Source organism: Pseudomonas sp. P9_2, assembly GCF_034008255.1.
GTDB lineage: Bacteria > Pseudomonadota > Gammaproteobacteria > Pseudomonadales > Pseudomonadaceae > Aquipseudomonas > Aquipseudomonas synxantha_A.
In genome coordinates, this window is the sequence record NZ_CP125376.1 from 2,719,479 (window position 1) to 2,742,544 (window position 23,066).

Below are 23,066 nucleotides of genomic sequence, written 5' to 3' on the forward strand. Positions count from 1 at the left end.
AGTCGGGTACCGTGGAACCATGGATTCGTTTATCAGTGTCGACATAGTTATCTCTCAAGTTTCCATCATGAATGCCTGCCTCTCGGGTGCGATCTGTAAAAGACACCCCTGATAAGACAGGTGTCATGTGGGTGGTGATAAATCCTGTGGCGTTCCAGAAATATCCTGTTGGGGGGCGCTTATTCAGGCGCTCTGGCGCGAAAAAGCCTACCGCCTGGGCCATTACTCGGGGGCTCGTCTGTCAGGCAGGTGAAGTGGCTTACAGTCATTGCTGAGTCTTCAGCCTGCGTGCGGCTGTGTTGGGACGATAAAATGTTCCCCACACACACCTCGCAACTGCTGTTCGAACTGTTCGACAATCGCTGGCCAACCCTGGCGGCTTGCGTGTTGACGGGCATTGAGGCGCATACGGCGTAGACTCTCTGCGTCCTCCAGCAGCCAGTTGGCGGCATCGCAAAACGCATTTTCATCCCCCGGCATCGCCAGCACCCCGTTGTATCCATGACGTATATGCTGGGTGGCGGCAGCCTGGTCATAGGCCACGACACCCAACCCCGACGCCATGGCTTCCAGTACCACGTTGCCAAAGGTTTCGGTCAGGCTGGGGAACAGGAACACATCGCCTGACGCGTAATGACGAGCCAGTTCTTCACCGCGCAAGGCACCGCAGAAAATTGCTTCGGGAAGGTCCTTTTCCAGCATTGCTCGTTGTGGTCCATCACCGACGATGATCAGTTTCATCTGGCGCAATGGGTATCTGTTCTGCAAGGTCTCGAAACAGCGCTTGAGCAGGCCAAGGTTCTTTTCCTGGGCCAGCCGCCCTACATGCAGCACTGCGATTTGCCCATTATTCAATGCCCAGCTTTCCCGCAGAGCGCTGTCGCGTTTGGCGGGGTGGAACAATTGGCTGTCGACGCCCCTGGCCAACATCCCCAGGCGCTCAAAATGCCGACGCTCCAGTTCCAGGCGCTGACTGGCACTCGGTACCAGGGTCAGGCTCGATCGGTTGTGAAACCAGCGCAGGTAATGGGTGACCATGCGACTGAGCAGGCTCAAACCGTACTGGTTCGAATACTGCTGGAAATTGGTATGAAAGCCGCTGACAACACTGATTCCCAGACGCCGCGCCGCACGCAGAGCGGATAAACCCAACGGCCCTTCGGTGGCGATATACAACACGTCCGGGCGCTGGCGGCTCCAGCGTCTGAGCAGTTTGCGCATCGACGATTGGCCCCATTGCAGCCCTGGATAACCGGGTAATGGCCAGCCGCGGCACAGCAGCAGTTGATCGTCACTCGGTCGGCTCTGATCGGCACCCTGGCGTGGACGCACCAGTTCGACCTGATGACCACGCGAGCGCAAACCCTCGCACAGGCGGCCAAGGGTATTGGCCACGCCGTTGATTTCCGGCGGGAAGGTTTCGGTAATAAGGGTGATGTGAAGCGAGGCTGTCGTCATGACCCACAGTGTCACCGTGGGCCATGTCGCCATTGTGTCTGTGTGATGATGAATTTATGACGGGGTCACGGCTTGCTGCGCCATCGCCTCGGCACCTTGCTCACGCACCCAGAACAACGTCGCCCCGGCGACTGCCGCCGGCATCATCAGCAGGTTGACAACCGGCACCAGCAGCACCAGATAGACAATGCCGCCGAAGCTCATGCTCTGCCAGCGCTTCTGGCGCAGCCAGGCGAGCATCTCGTTCCAGCCCAGTTTGTGGTTGTCGGCCGGGTAGTCGATGTACTGGATTGCCATCATCCACACCCCAAACAGCAACCACAGCGGCGCCGCGATCAGGTTGACCACGGGAATGAACGACAGGATAAACAGGCCGATGGCCCGCGGCAGGAAGTAGCCCAGCTTGCGCATCTCCCGGGCCAGAGTGCGGGGCACCATGGCGATCAGCTCACTCCAACTGAACGGCGGAAAGTCATCGGTGCCACGTACCACCACCTCGACTTTCTCCGCGAGAAACCCATTGAACGGCGCGGCGATAATGTTGGCGAGCATGGTGAAGGTGAAAAACACCATCAGCACCACCAGCACGACAAACAGCGGCCACAACAAGTAATTCAAAAAGCCTAGCCAGCTGGGCAGGGTTGGTATCAGGCTATCGACCCACAGGCTGAACTGATGGCCGGCGAAATAGATCAGTCCGACGAACAGCGCCAGGTTGATCGCCAGCGGCAGCAGTACAAACAGGCGCAGGCCGGGGCTCAACACCAGTTTGAGACCTTCACGCAGATATTGCGGGCCGGAAAGAGCAGGGGCAGGCATGGAGAACTCCGAGCAAGGTGACGAACGCGCCGACCTTACCGGCTTTGCACGCGATGTGAAAGCATGGGCCGGCAGGCGACATCCGGGGTTACAAAGGCATCGATTAACCTGACCAGGCGCATAGAGAGTAGCTATGAGCTGGATTGTTAATGCGTATTTCCTTAATCTTGCCCCCCTCGATACGCTGCACCCATTATTTTCAGGACCTGGCGAGTTAAAGCCTTCCCCAAGTGCTTCGCCGTCCTTTTTTATTCCAGCCGCTCTGTGGTCCGGGCGGTCGATAGGAGTGAGTCATGACTGATACCCGTCATTCCCGAGTGATTATTCTCGGTTCCGGCCCTGCCGGTTACAGCGCTGCCGTCTACGCTGCCCGGGCCAATCTCAAGCCGCTGCTGATCACTGGCATGCAGGCGGGCGGCCAGTTGACCACCACCACTGAGGTCGACAACTGGCCGGGCGATGTCCACGGCCTGACCGGCCCGGTGCTGATGGAGCGTATGAAAGAGCACGCCGAGCGCTTCGAAACAGAGATCGTCTTCGACCATATCAACCAGGTCGACTTCTCGAAAAAGCCTTACAGCCTGACCGGTGACAGCGGCGTGTACACCTGCGACGCGCTGATCATCGCCACTGGCGCCAGCGCACGTTACCTGGGCCTGCCGTCCGAAGAAGCGTTCATGGGCAAGGGCGTTTCCGCCTGCGCCACCTGCGACGGTTTCTTCTATCGCAACAAGCCGGTTGCCGTTGTGGGCGGTGGCAACACAGCTGTCGAAGAGGCGCTGTACCTGGCCAACATCGCCAGCACCGTGACCCTGGTTCATCGCCGTGAGACTTTCCGCGCCGAGAAAATCCTGATCGACAAGCTGCATGCACGTGTTGCCGAAGGCAAGATTATCCTCAAGCTCAATGCCACCCTGGATGAAGTCCTGGGCGACAACATGGGCGTGACCGGTGCTCGCCTGAAAAACAACGACGGCAGCTTCGACGAACTGAAAGTCGATGGCGTGTTCATTGCCATCGGCCACACTCCGAACACTTCGTTGTTCGAGGGCGTGCTGGAAGCCAAAGACGGTTACCTGGTGGTGCAGGGCGGCCGTGAAGGCAATGCGACTGCGACCAACATCGAAGGTATCTTCGCTGCCGGTGATGTGGCTGACCACGTCTACCGCCAGGCCATTACCTCGGCTGGCGCCGGTTGCATGGCGGCCCTGGATGCCGAGCGCTACCTCGATGGTTTGAAGGACGCTTCGTTCTGAACCCATTGAACTGAAAAAACCGGCTGCGAGGCCGGTTTTTTTATGTGCGCGATCTAGCCAACACCGCAAAACAAATGTGGGAGGGGGCTTGCTCCCGATAGCAGAGTGTCGGTCAGCCTATCTGTAGCTGACACACCGCCATCGGGGGCAAGCCCCCTCCCACAGGTTGTTTGACTCAGGATTTTCGAGTCAGTGGCAGCGTTGTGAACGTCACGCCGCCCAAGCCCTGTTTGATCAACGCCCGAATATTGCCATGGTCACTGCCCTCAGGCGTCGCGACCACCGACCGGTAATGCTCGCCAAACGCCAGCAACGCTTCCTGATCGCTCAAGCCTTCCAGCAAGGCCAGGCCCAGGGTCTTGCACGAACCTTCGTTTTGCCCGGCTGCGTTTTCCACATCGCCATTGGTGAATGCTTGTGGCTGGTAGTCGTAACCAGCCGCGACAAACGCCAGGGTATCGGCAAAGACGTGTTCGCCACTGTTGAGGCTGGCGCGCAGGGTGTTCAGATCAGTCATGGGGCTTTCCTTTGGCGAACGCGGCCTGTTGGTCTGCGTTGGCTTCTTGCTGGTATTGGGCTTTCCACTCGGCATAGGGCATGCCGTACACCACTTCACGGGCGTCATCGAGGCTGACCTCGATCTGGCGTTCGTCGGCCTCGGCCTTGTACCACTTGGACAGGCAGTTGCGGCAGAAGCCGGCGAGGTTCATCAGGTCGATATTCTGCACATCCTTGCGGCTGTCCAGATGCGCCACCAACCGGCGGAAGGCGGCAGCTTCAAGTTCGAGGCGTTGTTGGTCGTTCATAAGGCTCACTGCAATTGAGAAGGTTAGCGGCTGGCGGCCAGAGTGATCGAAACCGACTCGGCAAAGCGCAGCGCGTGGGGCTTGTCGACTTCCACCTCGGCGTACAACACCGATTCGTTGTTCATCACCAGGTCCAGCAATTCCTGGGTCAGGCGCTCCAGCAAGGCGAAGCGGTTGCCTTCCACATGGGCGATGATCGCCTTGGTGATGGTGCGGTAGTTCAAGGCGTGGTCGATATCGTTGTCGCGCACGGCTTCCTGGGCGGCATACAGGATGGTCAGGTTGATCAGCACATCCTGCTTGTTGAGGATTTCGTCCTCATTGATGCCGATAAAAGTGCGCAGGCGCAGGTCTTTGACCCGGATGCGCGCCATGCCTGGTTGAAGTTGTGGCATTGCTACTTGCTCCGTCCAATCAATTGCAGGAACTCCATGCGCGTGGTGTTCGATTCGCGGAAGGCACCGAGCATCACTGAGGTGTTCATGGTTGAGTTCTGTTTCTCCACGCCGCGCATCATCATGCACATGTGCTTGGCTTCGATCACCACCGCCACGCCGGCGGCCTGGGTCACGTCCTGGATGGCGTCGGCGATTTGCCGCGTAAGGTTTTCCTGGATCTGCAGGCGCCGGGCAAACATGTCGACGATGCGCGCCAGTTTAGACAGGCCCAGCACTTTGCCGGTCGGAATATAGGCCACATGCGCCTTGCCGATAAAGGGCAGCAGGTGATGCTCGCACAACGAGTACAACTCGATGTCCTTGAGGATCACCATCTCGTCATTGTCGGAGGCGAACAGCGCGCCGTTGACGATTTCTTCCAGGTTCTGCGCGTAGCCATGACACAGGTACTGCATGGCCTTGGCGGCGCGCTTGGGCGTGTCGAGCAGACCCTCGCGCTCTGGGTCTTCGCCCAGGCCCTTGAGGATTTCGCGGTAGTGGTGGGGCAGGGAAAGGGTCATACAACATCCTCGCAAACGGCTTACTTGATATGCCGCCCGCCGTTGACGGTCAGGGTGGTACCGGTGACATAGGGGTTGTCCAGCAGGTAACGCACGCTCTGGTAGATCACCTCAGGCCCGGGCTCGATGCCCAGGGCCGACTTGGCCAGGACCTTGGCGCGATAGGCCGCGTCGTCGCCTTCGTTGAACATCACCATGGCCGGCGCGATACCGTTGACCTTGATCAGCGGCGCGAACTGCGCGGCAAACGATAGCGTGAGGCTGTCGAGGCCGGCCTTGGTGGCGCAATAGGCGATGTGCTGACGGCTGCCCTTGCGCACCACGTCATCGCTGATGTGCACGATATCGGCAGGTGTCGAGCGTTGCAGCAAGGGTGAACAATGCAGGTTGATCAGGTACGGCGCAAGCATGTGTACGCTGAACATATCGATAAACGCGCGGCTTTCGTCGCCCGGTGTTTCTGCGACCCAGGCCGAAGCATTGTGGATGATCGCACGCAGGCTTTGGGTATGGGTTTGCAACTGCGCGATGAAGGCAAGAATCCCGGCTTCGCTGGAAAAGTCGGCAAATACGCCGATGGCCCCTCGTTTACGTAGCGCCTGCACACCTGGGCGTTCGCTGCGGTAACTGAAAATCACCGAGTAGCCATCATCCAACAGGCGCTCAGCACAATGCAGGCCGACGCGCTGGCCGGCACCGGTGATCAGGATCGGTGCGTGGGTTGCAATCATGGGAGGCTCAAGTCGCTGGCAGACGCAAACTATACCAGCGACCCGGCCCCTGTGCTCATGCGGCGGCTTCGGTGACTTTGCGCGGTGGCGAGGGGTGCAGCCAGTTCGCCAGCAGATGCGTCGAGAGCGGAATAAAGAGGTAAACCATCAGCGGTGTCAGGGCGGCGGTGCTGACCAGTACACGGCTGAACAGGTCCAACTCGCCAAGCAGCGGGCCGAGACCGAAGTTGAACAACAATGACACCGGGAAGAACGCCAGCCAAATCGCGACCGCCTGTTTCCAGCGCGGCGGGCGTGCCCCTACGGCACCAAACCAGCCATCGATACCGCTGACACGATGCTCGCAAGGGTTGGCAAACAGCTCGCTGCCGCGACTTAGCCAGGCGTTTCGCGAGGCGGAAAATTCCCAGGCGTGCAGGGTTTTCTCATCGGCGAAGCGGAAGATGATCTGGAACTCATCATCATGGGGTGGCGGGGCGAGTACGCCGGAACCCAGGTAACCCGGGAAGTCAGTGGCCAATTGCTCGCCTTCGCGCAGCCAAGCCATCAATTCTTCGTAGCGACCTTTGGCGACGCGGCGCGCAACCATCAAGGTGACGGGGGAGGTAGACATGATGTATCTCCAGGTATCGAGTGCGCTGGGCCGGGTAAGCGGCGCACGAACGAGGCTGCGGGGTGCTGCAGCGACGTAAAAAACAGGCAAGGATTATTCCTGTTTTGCCGAAATACGCCAGAAACTTCGGATGGATCGCCGTAGATCTTGAATCATGGGCTTCAATGGGCGTTAAATAGGATCCAAATCCATATGGATATTGCTGACAGCTGATGTCCCAAATCATAGCTCCGTCTCTTGAAGCAGCACCCGATAGTCAGGCTGACGCCGAGGTGCTGTTTCCAATTCGTGAAGTGGCAAGACTTACAGGTGTTAACCCGGTGACATTACGTGCCTGGGAGCGTCGCTATGGCTTGATTCAGCCCGTTCGCACCGAAAGTGGGCATCGGCTGTACTCAAGCACCGATATCGACACGGTTCATCGCATTCTTGACTGGATCGAACGCGGCGTGGCGGTGAGCAAAGTGGGCAAGATCCTGGCGCGCGATCAACGGCCCGGCGAGCTGGCCACGGCGTCGCGCAGCGATACCGAACTGGAATGGCAGCAGTGGCAGGCGCAACTGCGGGTGGCCATCAGCGCTTTTGACGATCGTGAACTGGGGCAGTTGTACGGCCAGATCTTCAGCGCTTATTCAACCACGGTGGTATTTCAGGACATCCTGATGCCCCTCTGGCAGCAATTGCTGCGTCACCAGGGGCGTTTTGGCCAAGCCAGCGAATGGCTGTTTTTCGACAACTTCCTGCGTTCGCGCACCGCCCAACGGCTGCAATTGGCCTGTGCTTCACCGGCGCCGAGGGTGTTGCTGGCCGCCATTGCCGGGGAGTGCCGTGAGCTGGAACTGTTGGTCGCGGGTTTATTGATATCCAGCGACAAGCTCGCGGTAAAAGTTCTGGGTGTTGGCCAACCGCTCGATGAGTTGACGCTGGTCTGCGAGAGAACTCGGCCACAAGCCCTGGTGCTGTTTTCCAACCATTCTCCCGGTGCAGAACTGCCTTCGCGGCTCAGTCGCCTGGCATTGACGCTCAATTGCCCGTTGCTGTTGGCTGGCGATGCCTCGGACCTCGCCGAGCACAGCCTGGCAGGTTCATCGATAGGTTGCCTGGGCAATGACGGACGTTTGATGCAGCGCCGCTTGCAGCAGTTTCTCAGCGGTCGCCTGGATACCTGAACTCAGGCGTGCACGTGGGGATGAACCAGGCGGTGCTGGTGCAGAATGAACTGGCGCAGGCGCTCGATCTCATCTGCATCACTCTGGTTCAGGCGGTAAGCGAACAGGCCTCGGGCGGTTTCCCGCTCCAGTGTGCCGCGAAGCGCGATACGCTCGTAGCCGGAAGGGCTGAACCACAGGGAAAAGGTTTTGGGCGGTTTGGCCCGGCCGCGCACTTCTACCAGTACACCTTTGAATGATACTTCGTGCACCCACAATGCACTGGGGGAGCCCTTGACGTTTTCCAGCGTCACGGGCGCTTCAAGGGCCAGGCGCCACGGGCGGATCATCGGCCCGTCTTCGAAAATGCTCGGCACGCCCAGGCGCAGATGCACCGCATGAAACTCATCTTCCACCAGGCGCAGGGGGAAGGTAAGTTGCTGGTTGTCGAACTGCGCCTGGATGGTGACCTGGTCGTGAGCGGCCAGCCGCGTGAGCAAATCACGAATCTGCGCGCCACCATTAACCGTCAGGCTCGACCACGCATCCCGCAGATTGAGCTGCGGGTTGTGCTGCATGTCCTGGATAAAGTCCAGTTCGTCCTGCGTCAAAAGCGTGTCGCGGTGCATTGATCTGGCTCAAGGCTGAGGCATTAAAAAGCCATTATCGCTCTAAAGACTGCGTTTTTTACAGTTTGTTAATTCCACTCGTCGCCTTGAGCGCCGCGAGCTCGTTTTTAAGCTCGGCCAACTGCGCTTCCAACTGGGCGACGCGCTGCTGCGCCTTGACTTGAGTGGTGACGTCTTTTTGCACACCGACGAAATACGTTTGCCTGTCCGCCTCGTTGTACACCGTCGAAAGTGACAGCTCATTCCAGAAGTGCGTGCCGTCCTTGCGGTAGTTACGCAGGATCTCGCGACATGCGCCGCCGTTATCGAGGGCGTCACGAATGGCCATCAGTGCCGGCTGGTCACGGTCACCGGACTGGAGGAAGCGGCAGTCCTGATACAGGATCTCGTCCAGGGTGTAGCCGGTCAGGCGTTCGAACGCAGGGTTGACGTAGATCAGCGGTTTGTCCTTGCCCTCACGCTCGGCAACGACGATCCCGTCGTTGGAGGCATTGACGACCATTTGCAGCAGCTTGGCGTTAATCATTGAGCGGTCCATGGCTTGTGTTTGACGGTGCAAGTTTATGGCAAGTCTTGATTCTTGCACGCTGCGCGCTGAATTATCGGCACAGACTGCTAATATCCCAGGCTTTGACTCAACTACAGGATCAGATTGATGAAAGTCGCCATCCTTTCCGGCTCGGTCTACGGTACGGCTGAAGAAGTCGCTCGCCACGCGGAAACAATCCTCAAGGACGCTGGTTTTGAAGCCTGGCACAACCCTCGCGCCAGCCTGGGCGAGGTGCAGGCGTTTGCTCCCGATGCGTTCCTCGCGGTGACCTCGACCACCGGCATGGGCGAGTTGCCCGACAATCTGCAACCGCTGTACTCAAGCATTCGCGACCAGCTCCCCGCTGCCTGGCGCGGGCTGCCGGGTGCGGTCATCGGCCTGGGGGACGCCAGCTATGGCGATACGTTCTGCGGTGGCGGCGAGCAAATGCGCGAACTGTTCGGCGAGCTGGGCGTCCGTGAAGTGCTGCCGATGCTGCGCCTGGACGCCAGCGAAAGCGTGACCCCGGAAACCGACGCCGAGCCTTGGCTGGCTGAACTGGTCGTCGCGCTGCGCGGTTGAGCGAAGGGGGCGCGGTTGTACTATTCTCTTGGCTGACTCGCTCAGTCATCAAGCTGGCTGCGAAGGCAACTCCTTGTGCCACGGCGTCTGACTAGACTGGCTCTCACTTAGACACAATAACAAGTGCGCCAAGGAGGACGTTGCCGTGAGCCTAGCCCCTGCATCATCGCCAGAAAACATCAAAGCCCAGGTCAGTGCTGCCGAATGGCAAACCCGCGTTGACCTGGCGGCCTGTTATCGCCTGGTGGCGATGCATGGTTGGGATGACCTGATCTTCACGCATATTTCGGCCAAGGTGCCGGGCACGGAAGATTTCCTGATCAACCCTTATGGGCTGATGTTCCACGAAATCACGGCCTCAAGCCTGGTCAAGGTTGACCAGGCCGGCAACAAGCAAATGGACAGCCCCTACGAGATCAACCCCGCGGGCTATACCATCCACAGCGCCATCCACGAAGTGCGCCATGACGTGACCTGCGTGTTGCATACCCACACCGCTGCCGGTGTGGCGGTTTGCGCACAGAAGCAAGGCGTATTGCCCATCAGTCAGCAGTCGCTGTTTGTGCTGTCCAGCCTCGGCTATCACGCCTACGAAGGCGTAGCGCTGAACCACGAGGAAAAAGCCCGTTTGCAGGCGGACCTGGGGCAAAACAATTTCCTCATGCTGCATAACCACGGCTTGTTGACCTGTGCTGGCACCATCGCCGATACCTTCCTGATGATGTTCACCTTCCAGCGCGCCTGCGAGATCCAGGTGCTGGCGCAAAACGGCGCAGCGCAGCTGATTGCCATCGAACCGCAAATCCTGGCTGGCGCCAAGGCGATGGTGGCGGCTGTCACAAAAAGCGCCCAAGGTATGGGAGGTGCGCTGGCCTGGCCGGCGCTGCTGCGCAAATTGGACCACCAGAACCCCGGGTATAAAAGCTGATGCCACTCGCCGAGATACCGCTCAGAGCCTGGCGCAAACGCGGCCAGGACTTCGTCTTTCGTGGTCATACCCTGCGGTATTGGGTGGCCGGGCAGGGCACACCGCTGCTGCTGCTTCATGGTTTTCCCACCGCCAGTTGGGATTGGCATTACCTGTGGCAGCCCCTGGCCCAGCGCAATCTGGTGATTGCCTGCGACATGCTCGGTTTTGGTGACTCGGCCAAGCCCCTGAGCCACGACTATTGCCTGTTGGAGCAAGCCGACGTGCAACAGGCGTTGCTTGAACACCTGGGAGTGGAGCAGCCGGTGCATGTATTGGCCCATGACTACGGCGACAGCGTCGCCCAGGAGTTACTTGCCCGGCATTATGAAGGCCGCTTCCAGATGGCCAGTTGCGTATTTCTCAACGGCGGGCTGTTCCCGGAAACCCACCGTCCCACCCTGGTGCAAAAATTATTGCTCAGCCCATTGGGCTGGATGATCGGCCGGGCTTATGGGCGCAATGCCCTGGCCAGCAGTTTCAGCCAGATATTCGGCCCGCGAACGCGGCCCAGTGAAAGCGCTCTGGATGATTTCTGGAGTCTGATCAGTTGCAATGACGGGCCGCGTATCCTGCACAAACTGATCGCCTACATTCCCCAGCGTCGACGCTTGCGTGATCGCTGGGTGGCCGCCATGCAGCACGGCAGCGTGCCGATGCGGGTGATCGACGGCGAGGTGGACCCGATTTCCGGCGGCCATATGGTCGAGCGCTTTGAGCAACTGGTGCCCCACGCCGATACGGTGTTGCTGGCCGATATCGGCCATTACCCGCAGATCGAAGCACCGGTGCAGGTGCTCAGGCATTACCAGGCATTTCGTGATCGCATCGGCCAGCCGTCACCGCAAGCGGTCTATTCCTGAGCCTGGCTTCTATAACGAGCATCATCCTGATGCCTTATTGAGCACCATTCAGCCTCGGTCGTTTTTATTGTGACCAAAGGCCCTGTGCGTGACACTCTGCCTATTCCCATTGTCGCCAGCGGAGTTCGGTATGAGTGAATCAGTGCAGTTCCAGGATAAGGTCGTGATCGTCACCGGTGCCGGCGGTGGCCTGGGCCGTGCCCATGCGCTGCTGTTCGCCAGGCACGGGGCCAAAGTGCTGGTCAATGACTTGGGTGGCTCCACCCAGGGCGAGGGCGCCAACGCCTCGGCGGCCGATCGGGTGGTTGCCGAGATTCGCGCGGCAGGCGGCATTGCCGAGGCCAACCATGACTCGGTCACCGACGGTGACAAGATCGTACAGAACGCTCTGGATGTCTTCGGCCGGATCGACGTGGTGGTTAACAATGCCGGGATCCTGCGCGACAAGACTTTCCACAAGATGGACGACGGCGACTGGGACCTGGTTTACCGGGTGCACGTCGAAGGCGCCTACAAGGTTACGCGTGCCGCCTGGCCCCATCTGCGCGAGCAAGGTTATGGTCGGGTGATCTTCACCGCCTCCACGTCAGGCATCTACGGCAACTTCGGCCAGTCAAACTACGGCATGGCCAAGCTGGGCCTGTATGGGTTGACCCGCACCCTGGCGCTGGAAGGGCGCAAGAACAATATCCTGGTCAACGCCATCGCCCCTACCGGCGGTACGCGCATGACCGAAGGGCTGATCCCGCCCCAGGTATTCGAGCGGCTCAAGCCGGAACTGGTCAGCCCGTTGGTGGTGTATTTGGGCAGTGAAGCCTGCCAGGAAACTTCAGGGTTGTTCGAAGTGGGTGGCGGCTGGATCGGCAAGACCCGTTGGGAGCGCAGCCTGGGGGTGGGGTTTGATCCCGAAGCGGGCTTCTCGCCGGACGACGTGGCGGCGCACTGGCAGCAGATCTGTGATTTCGAAGGGGCTGCACATCCCAAGGACAACATTGAGGCATTGAAGGAGATGATGGCCAACTTGCAGAAGTTCAGCCTCTGATCATTGCCGGAACATCACTGAATCTCGCGGGGCGTCGATGACGCCCCGTTTTATTTCAGGCATAAAAAAGGCCGCTGCATAAGCAGCGGCCGAAGTAAGACGTTGGATCAAGGAGCGACAAATCAACGTCAGTGAACACCGGTAACAGACTGAATACGGGATCAATCCGTTGTAAATCTGCTGTTCTCCCCCAGCAGGGAGCGGGCCATTTGCCCTGAAAGCGAGGTAAGAATAGTCGCTTGTAACAAAATGAGTAATAGCAGTTCAGGACAAGGACTGTTACCAATTACGCAACAGTTGCGCGGCGTTCATCGACTCTTCCAATAACCCCCTACCCACCCCGTTCATGCGCCATCTTCAGGGCACAGGCGCTGGCCAAGGCGACGACGCTGGGCCTGATGGCCTAGGCGCGCAATGCCTGGCGGTATTCGCCCGGGGTGGCCCCCAAGGCCTGGCGAAAGCGCTGGTTGAAATGGCTGGCGCTGGAAAAACCGCACCTCAAGGCCACCTCACCCAGGGGCAGCGTGCTGCTGCGCAGCAGGGTCTGCGCCCGCGCCAGACGGCGTGCCAGCAGGTATTGATGGGGCGGCACGCCGAAACTCTGACGGAACATCCGGGCGAAATGGTATTCCGACAGCGCGCACATCGATGCCAACTGGCCGAGGCTGATGGGCTCTTCGACATGGTGGTCGATGTACTCCACCAGTCGCCGCCGTTGGTGCGCCGCCAGCCCGCCTTTGAGGCGCAGGCCCTCGCGTACGCCGACCTGATTGAGCAAAGTGTGGCTGAGCAACTCATGGGCCAGGCTGCTGGTCAGCAAGCGCTCTGCGGGTTCGAGCCAGTTGAGGCTAATCAGCTGGTGAAAGCGCCGGGCCTGGCGGGCGTCTTCAAGGAAGGTCGTCTCACGCAACTGCAATTCCCGCGGCTCGCGGTCCAGCAGGGTGACGCAGCCGAGGGCAAATTGCTCCGGGCTGAAATACACGTGGGCCAGGCGAATCTCGCCGTTGATCACCCACGCCGACTGGTGCTCGGCCGGCAGAATGCACAATTTGTCGGGGCCGCCCTTGGTACCCGGTCGGTCGCGACGAAAGGTGCCAGTGCCGCCGCCGATATAGCAGGACAAGGTGTGATGGCTGGGCGCCTGATAGTCCTGGGCATCGTGGTGGTTGCTCCAAACGGCCGCAGACAAACCGTCACCGAGCTCGGCGCAGGCTTCCAGGCGTGCGTGGGGCGAGCGGTTGAGGGATTGAAAGACGTGCAGCGATTCCAGCTCTGGCATGGTGTGTTCTCCGACGCCTTGCATCCTACTCCCGGCGGCGAGCGCTGTGAGCCCGTCACCCGACAAAAGCGCAAGAATGTGCAAGAACCTCAGGGCGATTAACCGCAACACTGTGGCTCAATCGTCGGAGCCTGCTATGAACCTCTTCTTGTACTTACTCACGGTCCTGATTTGGGGTACCACCTGGATCGCGCTCAAATGGCAACTGGGCGTGGTGGCGATTCCCGTGTCGATTGTCTATCGCTTCGGCCTGGCGGCGCTGGTGCTGTTCGCGCTGTTGCTGCTCAGCCGCAAATTGCAGGTGATGAACCGCCGCGGGCACCTGATTTGCCTGGCCCAAGGGCTGTGCCTGTTCTGCGTCAACTTCATGTGCTTTCTCACCGCCAGCCAGTGGATCCCCAGTGGCCTGGTCGCCGTGGTGTTTTCCACGGCGACCTTGTGGAATGCCCTGAATGCCCGGGTGTTTTTCGGCCAGCGGGTTGCACGTAACGTATTGACGGGCGGCGCGCTGGGGCTGCTGGGCCTGGGCTTTCTGTTCTGGCCGGAACTGGCCGGGCATACCGCCAGCCCGCAGACCTTGCTCGGGCTGGGCCTGGCGCTGCTGGGAACGCTGTGTTTTTCGGCGGGCAATATGCTGTCGAGCCTGCAACAGAAGGCCGGGCTCAAGCCGTTGACCACCAATGCCTGGGGCATGGCCTATGGGGCAGCCATGTTGGCGACCTATTGCGCAGTGCGTGGCATTCCCTTCGAGATGGACTGGAGCGCGCGGTATATCGGTGCGCTGTGGTACCTGGTGATCCCGGGCTCGGTGATTGGGTTTACCGCCTACCTCACCCTGGTCGGCCGCATGGGGCCGGAAAAAGCGGCATATTGCACCGTGCTGTTTCCGGTGGTGGCGTTGAATGTGTCCGCATTCGCCGAGGGCTACCAGTGGACGGCGCCGGCGTTGGCGGGGCTGGTGCTGGTGATGTTGGGGAATGTATTGGTGTTTCGTAAACCCAAGCCGGTAACCCCGGTTTTCCAAGCGAAACACATTTAACCGAGTTGCCTGGTCTATTTCAGGCCCAGGCGCTTGGCCATGCGCCCAAGGTTGGCGCGGTCCAGGCCCAGTTCGCGGGCGGCGCCGGCCCAGTTGTGCTGATGACGTTCCAGACAGGCGCTGATGATCTGGCGCTGATAGTGCTCGGTGGCCTGGCGCAGGTCGCCAGTGGCGATGGGCGCGGCTTGCACTGGTACTTCAATCACCGCTGCACTGATGTCAGGCAAGTCCAGGTCCTGGGCGCTCAGGCTGAGAATCTTCGGACGTTCGCGACAGTTGCCCAAGGCTTTGAGCGCGCTACGTCCGATCAGGTGTTCCAGTTCGCGCACATTGCCCGGCCAGTTGTAGGCCAGCAGCGCCGCCTGGGCGTCACTGGTCAGGCGCAAGCTGCCCAGGCCCATGCGCGACCGGTTCTGTTCGAGGAAAAAGCCTGCCAATAGCAGCACATCCCGTCCGCGCTCACGCAGCGCCGGCACTTGCAGCGGGTACACGCTCAGGCGATGGTAGAAATCGGCGCGGTAGCGGCCATTGCGCACCTCTTCGGCAAGGTCGCGGTTGGTGGCGGCAATCAGGCGCACGTCCACCTGGTGTTCCTTGTCCGAGCCCAGGCGCTGCAACTGGCCGCTTTGCAGTACGCGCAGCAGCTTGGCCTGCACGCTCAATGACAGTTCACCCACTTCGTCCAGGAACAACGTGCCGCCGTTGGCCAGTTCGAATTTGCCCCGTCGCTCATTCAACGCGCCGGTGAAAGCACCGCGCACATGGCCGAACAGCTCGCTCTCTACCAGGGTTTCCGGTAGCGCGGCGCAATTGAGGCTGATCATCGGCTTGTCGGCACGCGATGACGCGGCATGGATCGCCTGGGCCACCAGTTCCTTGCCGACCCCGGTTTCGCCGGTGATCAGCACGGTCAGGTCGCTGCCGCCCACCAGCTTGATTTCCTCGACCAGCCGTTTGTGCGCTTTGCTCTGGCCGATCATTTCCTTGTGCTGCTGGCCGCTGGCCTGGCGATAGATTTCGGCGCGCTGGTGCTCGTCTTCGGCCCGTAGCGCCAGGCGCTCAATGCGTTCAGCCACATTGACCGTGGCCGCGGCCAGGCTGGCGAAGGCTTGCAGCGCGTCCAGTTCGACCCGTTCAAAGCGTTCGTTGTCGAGGGCGTCAAGGGTCAGCAGGCCCCAGGGCTGGTCGTCGATAAACAGCGGGCAGCCCATGCAGTCGTGGACTTCAAGGTGGCCGTGCAAACCGGCGACCAAGCCGTCATAGGGGTCGGGCAATTGGCTGTCGCTGTCGAAGCGGGTAGGGCCGGGGCTGCTGAGCAATATTTCAAAGCGCGGGTGTTCGCTGATCTTGAAACGGCGGCCCAGGGTATCGGCGCTCAAACCATCCACCGCCAGCGGCACCAGCCATTCGCCATCCAGGCGCAGCAGCGCGGCGGCATCACACGGCAGCAGGGCGCGCATGGCTTGCAGCAGGCGGCGGTAGCGCTCGCCTTCGGGCAATTCGCGGGACAGGTCGGCGACCAGCGGCAGCAGGGCGGTGAGCAGCGATTTTGCAGTCATAATGACTCCTTGTAGTCGTTATGACTATAAAGTGTAAGAAGTCATATTGACTACAAAATATTTAAACCATTGAAAAATAACGATTTATTAATTGGCACGAATACTGACTACCTGAAGGTAATGAGTAAAAAGACCCAGGAGTCTGCCATGCTGAGTGCCCAAGACCGTGCCATCGTCAAATCCACTGTGCCCCTGCTGGAAAGCGGCGGCGAAGCGTTGATCACCCATTTCTATCGCATGATGCTCTCCGAGTATCCCGAAGTCCGCCCGCTGTTCAACCAGGCCCACCAGGCCAGCGGCGACCAGCCCCGGGCCCTGGCCAATGGCGTGCTGATGTATGCGCGGCATATCGACCAGTTGGACCAACTGGGCGACCTGGTGGCCAAGATCATCAACAAGCACGTGGCCTTGCAGATCCTGCCGGAGCATTACCCGATTGTGGGTGCCTGCTTGCTGCGGGCTATTTCCGAAGTGCTGGGCAGCGAGATTGCCACCCCTGAGGTGATGAGTGCCTGGGGCGCGGCCTACGGCCAGTTGGCGGACATTCTGATCGGTGCCGAAGCGGCCATCTACGACGAAAAAGCCCAGGCGCCCGGCGGCTGGCGGGGGGCGCGGCCATTCCTGTTGGTCAAGCGTGTGGAGGAGAGTGACGAGATCATCTCCTTCTATTTCGCCCCGGTGGATAACGGCCCGATCCTGGCTGCCGCGCCCGGCCAGTACATCGGCCTGAAGTTGGTCCTCGATGGAGAAGAGGTGCGTCGCAACTATTCCCTGTCGGCTCTCACCGATACCGGCATGTACCGCATCAGCGTCAAGCGCGAAGCCGGCGGGCGAGTGTCCAACTACCTGCATGACCAGATGCACGTTGGCGCAACGGTTGACCTGTTTCCACCGTCGGGCGAGTTCACCCTGGCTGCCAGCGATAAGCCGCTGGTGCTGATCAGCGGCGGGGTGGGCATTACGCCAACCCTGCCGATGCTCGAAGCAGCCCTGGCGAGCGAACGGCCGGTGCACTTTATTCACTGTGCGCGTAATGGCGGGGTGCATGCGTTCCGTGACTGGGTGGATACCCTGGCGGCCAAGCACCCGCAGCTCAAGCGCTTCTACTGCTACGCCGAGGATGACGGTATCAGCCCGGCGGCGGACAAGGTCGGGATGCTCAATCAGGAGCAACTGGCGGCCTGGTTGCCCGAGGACCGTGATATCGATGCGTACTTCCTGGGGCCCAAGGGCTTCATGGCGGCGATCAAGCGTCATCTCAATGCCCTGGGTGTGCCGGATAAGCAGGCGCGCTATGAGTTCTTCGGCCCGGCGGCGGCGCTTGAATAGATTTTAGCCCATTGACCGTATCGGCATCATCGCGGGCAAGCCCGGCTCCCACATTGGAATGCGTTCTCTGTGGGAGTCGGGCTTGCCCGCGGTGGCGTCCGCATAATCACTACGTTTACCACGATTAATCCGCTGTTAACCCCTCTCTGTTTTAACCACTGCCTGTGTGTAAACTTGTTGCCATCAGGCACAACCATAATCAGAGAAAGGGAAAGACGGGGATGATTGACGACATGCGTTTGGGCAGGGAGCGGCGCTTTCTGGTGTTGCTGGGCATTATCTGCCTGGCGCTGATTGGCGGCGCGCTGTACATGCAAGTGGTGCTGGGCGAAGCGCCGTGCCCGCTGTGTATCCTGCAACGCTATGCCTTGCTGCTGATTGCGGTCTTCGCGTTTATCGGTGCCGCCATGCGCACCAAAGGCGCGGTGACCTTCTTCGAAGGGTTGGTGGTGCTCAGCGCCTTGGGTGGCGTGGCCGCCGCCGGCCACCATGTGTACACCCAGTTCTTTCCACAGGTCAGCTGCGGCATCGATGTGTTGCAACCGATCGTCGACGATCTGCCCCTGGCCAAAGTGTTTCCCCTGGGGTTCCAGGTCGATGGTTTCTGCAGCACCCCTTACCCGCCGATCCTCGGCCTGTCCCTGGCCCAATGGGCGCTGGTGGCGTTCGTGCTGACGGCGATCCTGGTGCCACTGTGCATCTACCGCAACCGTCATCCCAAAGCCTGAGCCCTTGCTCCAACAAGACGCTCCGCCCTTCCTGTGAAGGCCGGAGCGTTTTTGTTTGTAGGGATTTGTGAAAGCGCTGTGACGAGGGGCAACTTAAGGTGCGCGCAACGTGCGACATGTTGTCACACGGACGCTGTCGCAGGACGTTTCTGACCCGCCGAATCGACCCTTAAATTTGCACCCTGCGCACAAATTGTGCTGTCAGTTCGTGGGCCTGGCCGTGCCGTGACGGGCGCGAGGCCGGAAGGCTTGATGGATCTGCGAATCCCTTGGTTTATGGGCACTTGCATCCATTGGTCATGCCCTTACAGCCTGTAAGGGAAGTGGCAGTCTGCCCAATAACACGGCAATTTTTGTGGTTTTTGTTGAGAATCGAACGCGATAAGATCGCGAATCTTTGCAACTTTGGTGAAGGATTGTTGCTGGAATCGATAAAAATTATTTCTTTATAAGACATGGTTTATACATCGCTAGCTAACTACAATCGCCCGCACTGAATGTCCGGTGCTGTTCAATATTTGAGCATTGGAGCGGTCGAGGAGCAGATGGAAGGCTCTGTGCGACCCCAGGTTCCGGCAGCCTTTCAACTATCCGCACCAAATGGAATTGGTCTGTAACAAGGCCTTTAGCCACGAAATCGAATAAGAACTCACTGCAGGTCCGTGAAACGTACAGTTATGACGTGTCGGGCAGGCTCTTATTCAATCGAAGAGAAATGCCAACCCTTGGCAGGGTGAAGTGTTGGCGATCAAAACCCAACTGCATTGCGCAAGCTGCTTTAGAGGTCGTGAGATGAGTAAAAACAGGTACCCCCGATTACTAGGCTTTTTGCCGCTGCTTGGCATGTTTTTAATGCTGGGAGGCTGCAAGTGGACCTTGCTCGACCCAAAAGGACAGGTCGGTCTGGATGAACGAAACCTGATCATCACCGCTACCCTGCTGATGCTGCTGGTTGTGGTGCCTGTGATCGTGATGACCTTCGCCTTCGCCTGGAAATACCGCGCGTCCAACACCAGCGCCACCTACGCGCCGAAGTGGTCGCACTCCACCAAGATCGAAATCGCGGTGTGGCTGGTCCCGATCCTCATCATTATCGCCCTGGGTTACATCACCTATAAGTCGACCCACGCTCTGGACCCGTACCGTCCGCTGGAATCCGACGTGAAGCCTGTGAACATCCAAGTGGTCGCGCTGGATTGGAAGTGGCTGTTCATCTACCCGGACCTGGGTATCGCCACCGTCAACGAGATCCGCTTCCCGGAGCACACCCCGCTTAACTTCCGGATCACCTCCGACGCCGTGATGAACTCGTTCTTCATCCCTGCACTGGGTGGCCAGATCTACGCGATGGCAGGCATGCAGACCCGCCTGCACCTGATCGCCAACCAGAAAGCCGAAATGGAAGGCATCTCCGCCAACTACAGCGGCGCTGGTTTCACCGGCATGAAATTCAAAGCGATCTCGACAAGCCAGGAAGATTTCGACGCCTGGGTAGCTGCAGTCAAGGCCGCACCTAAACAGCTTGATCAAGCTGAATACGACGCCCTGACCAAACCAAGCCAGAACAACCCTGTCGCCTTGTACTCCGCGTATGAGCCGGACCTGTTTCAGAAAATCGTCGACAAGTACGAAGGTATGAAGCCAGGCAAGCCGGTCAAGCACGAGAAGAAAGAAGTGGCCGCGGTTGAAGGTTCTGATACAGGCGCGCATTCAACTGCTGGGGCAGAGGAGTAAACGATGTTTGGTAAATTAAGTTGGGACGCGGTCCCATTCCACGAGCCGATCGTGATGGTGACCATCGCCATGATCGCGCTGGGTGGTCTGGCACTGGTTGCGGGTATTACGTACTTCAAGAAGTGGTCCTACCTGTGGACCGAGTGGCTGACCTCGGTCGACCACAAGAAAATCGGCGTCATGTACGTCATCGTTGCCATGGTCATGCTGCTGCGTGGTTTTGCCGACGCCATCATGATGCGTACCCAGTTGGCCATGGCCACCGAGGGTTCGCCTGGCTACCTGCCACCTGAACACTATGACCAGATCTTCACCGCCCACGGTGTGATCATGATCATCTTCATGGCGATGCCATTCTTCACCGGCTTGATGAACCTTGCCTTGCCGCTGCAGATTGGTGCGCGTGACGTTGCCTACCCGTTCCTGAACTCCCTGAGCTTCTGGCTGCTGGTTTCCGGCGTGGTGCTGATCAACGTTTCCCTGGGCGTCGGCGAATTCGCCAAGACCGGTTGGGTTGCGTATCCGCCATTGTCGGGCTTGCAATACAGTCCGGGCGTGGGTGTGGACTACTACATCTGGGCCCTACAGTTATCAGGACTCGGGACGACATTGACGGGGGTCAACTTCCTGGCCACCGTCCTGAAAATGCGCGCCCCTGGCATGAAACTGATGGACATGCCGATCTTCACCTGGACCTGCACCTGGGCAAACGTGCTGATCGTGGCTTCGTTCCCGATCCTGGCCGCTACCATGGCGCTGCTGTCGCTTGACCGTTACCTGGATTTCCACATTTTCACCAATGAACTTGGTGGCAATCCAATGATGTACGTGAACCTGTTCTGGGCATGGGGTCACCCTGAGGTGTACATCCTGATCCTGCCAGCGTTCGGTATCTTCTCCGAAGTGATCTCGACCTTTACCGGCAAGCGCCTGTTCGGTCACCACTCGATGGTCTACGCATCGGGCGCGATCTCCGTACTGGGCTTCATGGTGTGGCTGCACCACTTCTTCACCATGGGCTCGGGGGCCAGCGTCAACGCCTTCTTCGGCCTGGCGACGATGCTGATTTCCATCCCGACGGGGGTGAAGCTATTCAACTGGCTGTTCACCATCTACCACGGGCGTCTGCGCATGACCAGCCAGGTCCTGTGGACCCTGGGCTTCATGGTGACCTTCGCCATTGGCGGCATGACCGGCGTACTGCTGGCCATCCCGGGTGCTGACTTCGTACTGCACAACAGCCTGTTCGTGATCGCGCACTTCCACAACGTGATCATCGGTGGTGCGGTATTCGGCTACATCGCTGGTTTCAGCTTCTACTTCCCGAAAGCGTTCGGCTTCAAGCTGCACGAAGGCTGGGGCAAGGCTGCATTCTGGTTCTGGATCTCGGGCTTCTTCGTCGCGTTCATGCCGCTCTATGCACTGGGCTTCATGGGCATGACCCGTCGTCTGAACGCCACCACCAACCCTGAGTGGGTACCGTACCTGTACGTTGCCATGTTCGGTGCGGTGATGATCGCTGTGGGCATCGCCTGCCAGCTGATCCAGCTGTACGTCAGTGTGCGTGATCGCAAGAAGAACATGTGCGAGTCCGGCGATCCATGGAACGGCCACACCCTGGAATGGTCGACCTCGTCGCCACCACCGTTCTACAACTTCGCTGTGATCCCGACTGCGAACACCATTGATGCGTTCACCGAAGCCAAGGAAGACGGTACTGCGTACCAGAAGCCCAAGCACTACGAGCCGATCCACATGCCAAACAACACCGCCACTGGCGTGGTGATGGGTGCGCTGTTGACCGTGTTCGGTTTCGCGATGATCTGGCACATCTGGTGGCTGGCAATCGCGAGCCTGGTGGGCACTATCGGTTACTTCATCATTCACGCTGCCCGTGATGATCAAGGCTACATGGTGCCGGTCGAAACGATCGAACGCATCGAAGCCGAGCAGCACGCTCGCCTGGTAGCCGAGAAGAAGATTCCGGCCAACCGTGTAGAAACCTCGTTGGAACAGGCTTAAACCATGTCGAACTTAGTGACCAATGCTGGACACGCCCATGTCGATGACCATGGGCACGATGACCATCACCACGACTCGGGGCCAATAACCGTCTACGGTTTCTGGCTCTACCTGATGACCGACTGCATCTTGTTTGCGTCGATCTTCGCGGTGTACGCGGTACTGGTAAACAACGTAGCGGGTGGCCCATCGGGCCACGACATCTTCGAACTGCCTTACGTGCTCGGCGAAACCGCCTTGCTGTTGTTCAGTTCGATCACCTACGGCTTCGCCATGTTGGCCTTCTACAAAGGCAACAAGAAGGGCGTGCTGACCTGGCTGGGCCTGACCTTCCTGTTCGGCCTGGGCTTTATCGGCATGGAGATCAACGAGTTCCACCTGCTGATCTCCGAAGGCTACGGTCCTAGCCGTTCCGGTTTCCTGTCGGCGTTCTTTACGCTGGTCGGCACCCACGGTCTGCACGTAACCGCAGGTTTGCTGTGGATGGCGGTGATGATCTATCAGGTCAACAAGCACGGCCTGACCAACACCAACAAGACCCGCCTGAGCTGCCTGAGCCTGTTCTGGCACTTCCTGGACGTGGTCTGGATCTGCGTATTCACCGTCGTTTACTTGATGGGGACTCTGTAATGGCTAATGCACACTCCCATGACAGCCACGATTCGAGCCACGGCAGCGTAAAGTCTTACGCCATCGGCTTCATCCTGTCGGTCATCCTGACCCTGATCCCGTTCGGCCTGGTGATGTACCCAACCTTGCCGAAGTCGATCACCTTGATGATCGTCCTGGCGTTCGCGGTGATTCAGGTCCTGGTGCATCTGGTGTACTTCCTGCACCTGGATCGCTCCAAAGAGCAGCGCGAGAACGTGATCGCGTTTGTGTTCGCAGGCCTGGTGATCGTTCTGCTGGTTGGTCTGTCGCTGTGGATCATGTTCAGCATCCACACCTACATGATGGCGAAGTGAGGTAAGACCC

At 59.3% G+C, this 23,066-nt stretch carries 25 protein-coding genes; 13 read left to right on the plus strand and 12 right to left on the minus strand.

What is annotated here, in order from left to right; all coding sequences use genetic code 11:
- Nucleotides 1-279: 279 nt before the first annotated feature.
- Both QMK52_RS12105 and cysZ read right to left on the minus strand, forming a co-directional pair.
- Nucleotides 280-1,458, minus strand: coding sequence for a glycosyltransferase family 1 protein (locus QMK52_RS12105; protein ID WP_320404135.1), 1,179 nt, complete (start codon nucleotides 1,456-1,458; stop codon nucleotides 280-282).
- A gap of 54 nt (nucleotides 1,459-1,512) precedes the next feature.
- A complete protein-coding gene (gene cysZ / locus QMK52_RS12110) occupies nucleotides 1,513-2,277 on the minus strand; it encodes a sulfate transporter CysZ (protein ID WP_122732597.1) in 765 nt (254 codons plus the stop codon).
- A gap of 293 nt (nucleotides 2,278-2,570) precedes the next feature.
- On the opposite strand from cysZ, the gene trxB reads away from it, so the two are divergent.
- Nucleotides 2,571-3,533 carry a thioredoxin-disulfide reductase gene (trxB, locus tag QMK52_RS12115; protein WP_194439172.1) on the plus strand — a complete coding sequence of 321 codons (963 nt, stop codon included), beginning with the start codon at nucleotides 2,571-2,573 and terminating at the stop codon, nucleotides 3,531-3,533.
- Between the two features lie 175 nt (nucleotides 3,534-3,708).
- On the opposite strand, the gene QMK52_RS12120 is transcribed toward trxB, so the two are convergent.
- From QMK52_RS12120 to QMK52_RS12145, 6 genes are read right to left on the minus strand one after another with little or no spacing between them, the layout of a single operon-like run.
- Entirely contained in the window at nucleotides 3,709-4,050 is a 342-nt protein-coding gene (locus tag QMK52_RS12120; protein ID WP_320404136.1) for a HopJ type III effector protein, read from the minus strand.
- On the minus strand, nucleotides 4,043-4,339 hold the full coding sequence (locus QMK52_RS12125; RefSeq protein ID WP_032879544.1) for a DUF1244 domain-containing protein: 297 nt from the start codon (nucleotides 4,337-4,339) through the stop codon (nucleotides 4,043-4,045). Before QMK52_RS12125 ends, QMK52_RS12120 begins: the two co-directional genes overlap by 8 nt.
- A 23-nt stretch (nucleotides 4,340-4,362) precedes the next feature.
- On the minus strand, nucleotides 4,363-4,734 hold the full coding sequence (gene folX / locus QMK52_RS12130; RefSeq protein ID WP_122732594.1) for a dihydroneopterin triphosphate 2'-epimerase: 372 nt from the start codon (nucleotides 4,732-4,734) through the stop codon (nucleotides 4,363-4,365).
- Between the two features lie 2 nt (nucleotides 4,735-4,736).
- Nucleotides 4,737-5,297, minus strand: a complete 561-nt coding sequence (gene folE, locus QMK52_RS12135) for a GTP cyclohydrolase I FolE (protein WP_005791285.1) — start codon at nucleotides 5,295-5,297, stop codon at nucleotides 4,737-4,739.
- A gap of 20 nt (nucleotides 5,298-5,317) precedes the next feature.
- Nucleotides 5,318-6,028: a dihydromonapterin reductase gene (gene folM, locus QMK52_RS12140; RefSeq protein WP_413817838.1), complete on the minus strand. Its 711-nt coding sequence runs from the start codon at nucleotides 6,026-6,028 to the stop codon at nucleotides 5,318-5,320.
- 55 nt (nucleotides 6,029-6,083) lie between these two features.
- Nucleotides 6,084-6,641 carry an antibiotic biosynthesis monooxygenase gene (locus QMK52_RS12145; RefSeq protein WP_320404137.1) on the minus strand — a complete coding sequence of 186 codons (558 nt, stop codon included), beginning with the start codon at nucleotides 6,639-6,641 and terminating at the stop codon, nucleotides 6,084-6,086.
- A 212-nt stretch (nucleotides 6,642-6,853) separates the two neighbouring features.
- Here QMK52_RS12145 and QMK52_RS12150 point away from each other — a divergent pair, with 212 nt between their 5' ends.
- On the plus strand, nucleotides 6,854-7,810 hold the full coding sequence (locus tag QMK52_RS12150) for a MerR family transcriptional regulator (protein WP_078822275.1): 957 nt from the start codon (nucleotides 6,854-6,856) through the stop codon (nucleotides 7,808-7,810).
- Nucleotides 7,811-7,812: 2 nt separating this feature from the next.
- Here QMK52_RS12150 and QMK52_RS12155 read toward each other — a convergent pair whose 3' ends face one another.
- Complete coding sequence (locus QMK52_RS12155; protein WP_194439166.1) at nucleotides 7,813-8,418, minus strand: hypothetical protein; 606 nt, start codon at nucleotides 8,416-8,418, stop codon at nucleotides 7,813-7,815.
- A 58-nt stretch (nucleotides 8,419-8,476) separates the two neighbouring features.
- The gene (locus QMK52_RS12160; protein ID WP_005791275.1) at nucleotides 8,477-8,944 is read right to left on the minus strand and encodes a PAS domain-containing protein; all 468 of its coding nucleotides are present in this window, start codon (nucleotides 8,942-8,944) and stop codon (nucleotides 8,477-8,479) included.
- 129 nt (nucleotides 8,945-9,073) lie between these two features.
- Between QMK52_RS12160 and QMK52_RS12165 the strand changes: the two genes are divergently transcribed.
- The 4 genes from QMK52_RS12165 to QMK52_RS12180 all read left to right on the plus strand — a co-directional run bounded on the left by QMK52_RS12165 (nucleotide 9,074) and on the right by QMK52_RS12180 (nucleotide 12,401).
- Complete coding sequence (locus QMK52_RS12165) at nucleotides 9,074-9,529, plus strand: flavodoxin (RefSeq protein WP_005791273.1); 456 nt, start codon at nucleotides 9,074-9,076, stop codon at nucleotides 9,527-9,529.
- A 145-nt stretch (nucleotides 9,530-9,674) separates the two neighbouring features.
- Entirely contained in the window at nucleotides 9,675-10,457 is a 783-nt protein-coding gene (locus QMK52_RS12170; protein ID WP_005791271.1) for a class II aldolase/adducin family protein, read from the plus strand.
- Nucleotides 10,457-11,359, plus strand: coding sequence for an alpha/beta fold hydrolase (locus QMK52_RS12175; protein WP_005791269.1), 903 nt, complete (start codon nucleotides 10,457-10,459; stop codon nucleotides 11,357-11,359). Before QMK52_RS12170 ends, QMK52_RS12175 begins: the two co-directional genes overlap by 1 nt.
- A gap of 130 nt (nucleotides 11,360-11,489) precedes the next feature.
- A complete protein-coding gene (locus QMK52_RS12180) occupies nucleotides 11,490-12,401 on the plus strand; it encodes an SDR family oxidoreductase (protein WP_005791267.1) in 912 nt (303 codons plus the stop codon).
- 403 nt (nucleotides 12,402-12,804) lie between these two features.
- On the opposite strand, the gene QMK52_RS12185 is transcribed toward QMK52_RS12180, so the two are convergent.
- Nucleotides 12,805-13,680: a helix-turn-helix domain-containing protein gene (locus tag QMK52_RS12185; RefSeq protein ID WP_005791265.1), complete on the minus strand. Its 876-nt coding sequence runs from the start codon at nucleotides 13,678-13,680 to the stop codon at nucleotides 12,805-12,807.
- A gap of 136 nt (nucleotides 13,681-13,816) precedes the next feature.
- Between QMK52_RS12185 and QMK52_RS12190 the strand changes: the two genes are divergently transcribed.
- Nucleotides 13,817-14,719: a DMT family transporter gene (locus tag QMK52_RS12190; RefSeq protein ID WP_005791264.1), complete on the plus strand. Its 903-nt coding sequence runs from the start codon at nucleotides 13,817-13,819 to the stop codon at nucleotides 14,717-14,719.
- Nucleotides 14,720-14,733: 14 nt separating this feature from the next.
- Here the strand turns inward: QMK52_RS12190 and norR are convergent, their stop codons facing one another.
- Complete coding sequence (norR, locus tag QMK52_RS12195; protein WP_005791262.1) at nucleotides 14,734-16,278, minus strand: nitric oxide reductase transcriptional regulator NorR; 1,545 nt, start codon at nucleotides 16,276-16,278, stop codon at nucleotides 14,734-14,736.
- Between the two features lie 147 nt (nucleotides 16,279-16,425).
- On the opposite strand from norR, the gene hmpA reads away from it, so the two are divergent.
- The 6 genes from hmpA (at nucleotide 16,426) to cyoD (ending at nucleotide 23,056) form a co-directional block, all read left to right on the plus strand.
- Nucleotides 16,426-17,607 carry an NO-inducible flavohemoprotein gene (gene hmpA, locus QMK52_RS12200; RefSeq protein WP_005791260.1) on the plus strand — a complete coding sequence of 394 codons (1,182 nt, stop codon included), beginning with the start codon at nucleotides 16,426-16,428 and terminating at the stop codon, nucleotides 17,605-17,607.
- Nucleotides 17,608-17,828: 221 nt separating this feature from the next.
- Nucleotides 17,829-18,335, plus strand: coding sequence for a disulfide bond formation protein B (locus QMK52_RS12205; RefSeq protein WP_005791258.1), 507 nt, complete (start codon nucleotides 17,829-17,831; stop codon nucleotides 18,333-18,335).
- Between the two features lie 792 nt (nucleotides 18,336-19,127).
- Entirely contained in the window at nucleotides 19,128-20,069 is a 942-nt protein-coding gene (gene cyoA, locus QMK52_RS12210; RefSeq protein WP_005791256.1) for a ubiquinol oxidase subunit II, read from the plus strand.
- Between the two features lie 3 nt (nucleotides 20,070-20,072).
- A complete protein-coding gene (gene cyoB, locus QMK52_RS12215; RefSeq protein WP_005791254.1) occupies nucleotides 20,073-22,091 on the plus strand; it encodes a cytochrome o ubiquinol oxidase subunit I in 2,019 nt (672 codons plus the stop codon).
- Between the two features lie 3 nt (nucleotides 22,092-22,094).
- Nucleotides 22,095-22,721, plus strand: coding sequence for a cytochrome o ubiquinol oxidase subunit III (locus tag QMK52_RS12220; RefSeq protein WP_005791252.1), 627 nt, complete (start codon nucleotides 22,095-22,097; stop codon nucleotides 22,719-22,721).
- Nucleotides 22,721-23,056: a cytochrome o ubiquinol oxidase subunit IV gene (cyoD, locus tag QMK52_RS12225; protein ID WP_003194051.1), complete on the plus strand. Its 336-nt coding sequence runs from the start codon at nucleotides 22,721-22,723 to the stop codon at nucleotides 23,054-23,056. The genes QMK52_RS12220 and cyoD overlap by 1 nt, the downstream gene beginning before the upstream one ends.
- Nucleotides 23,057-23,066 lie beyond the last annotated feature (10 nt).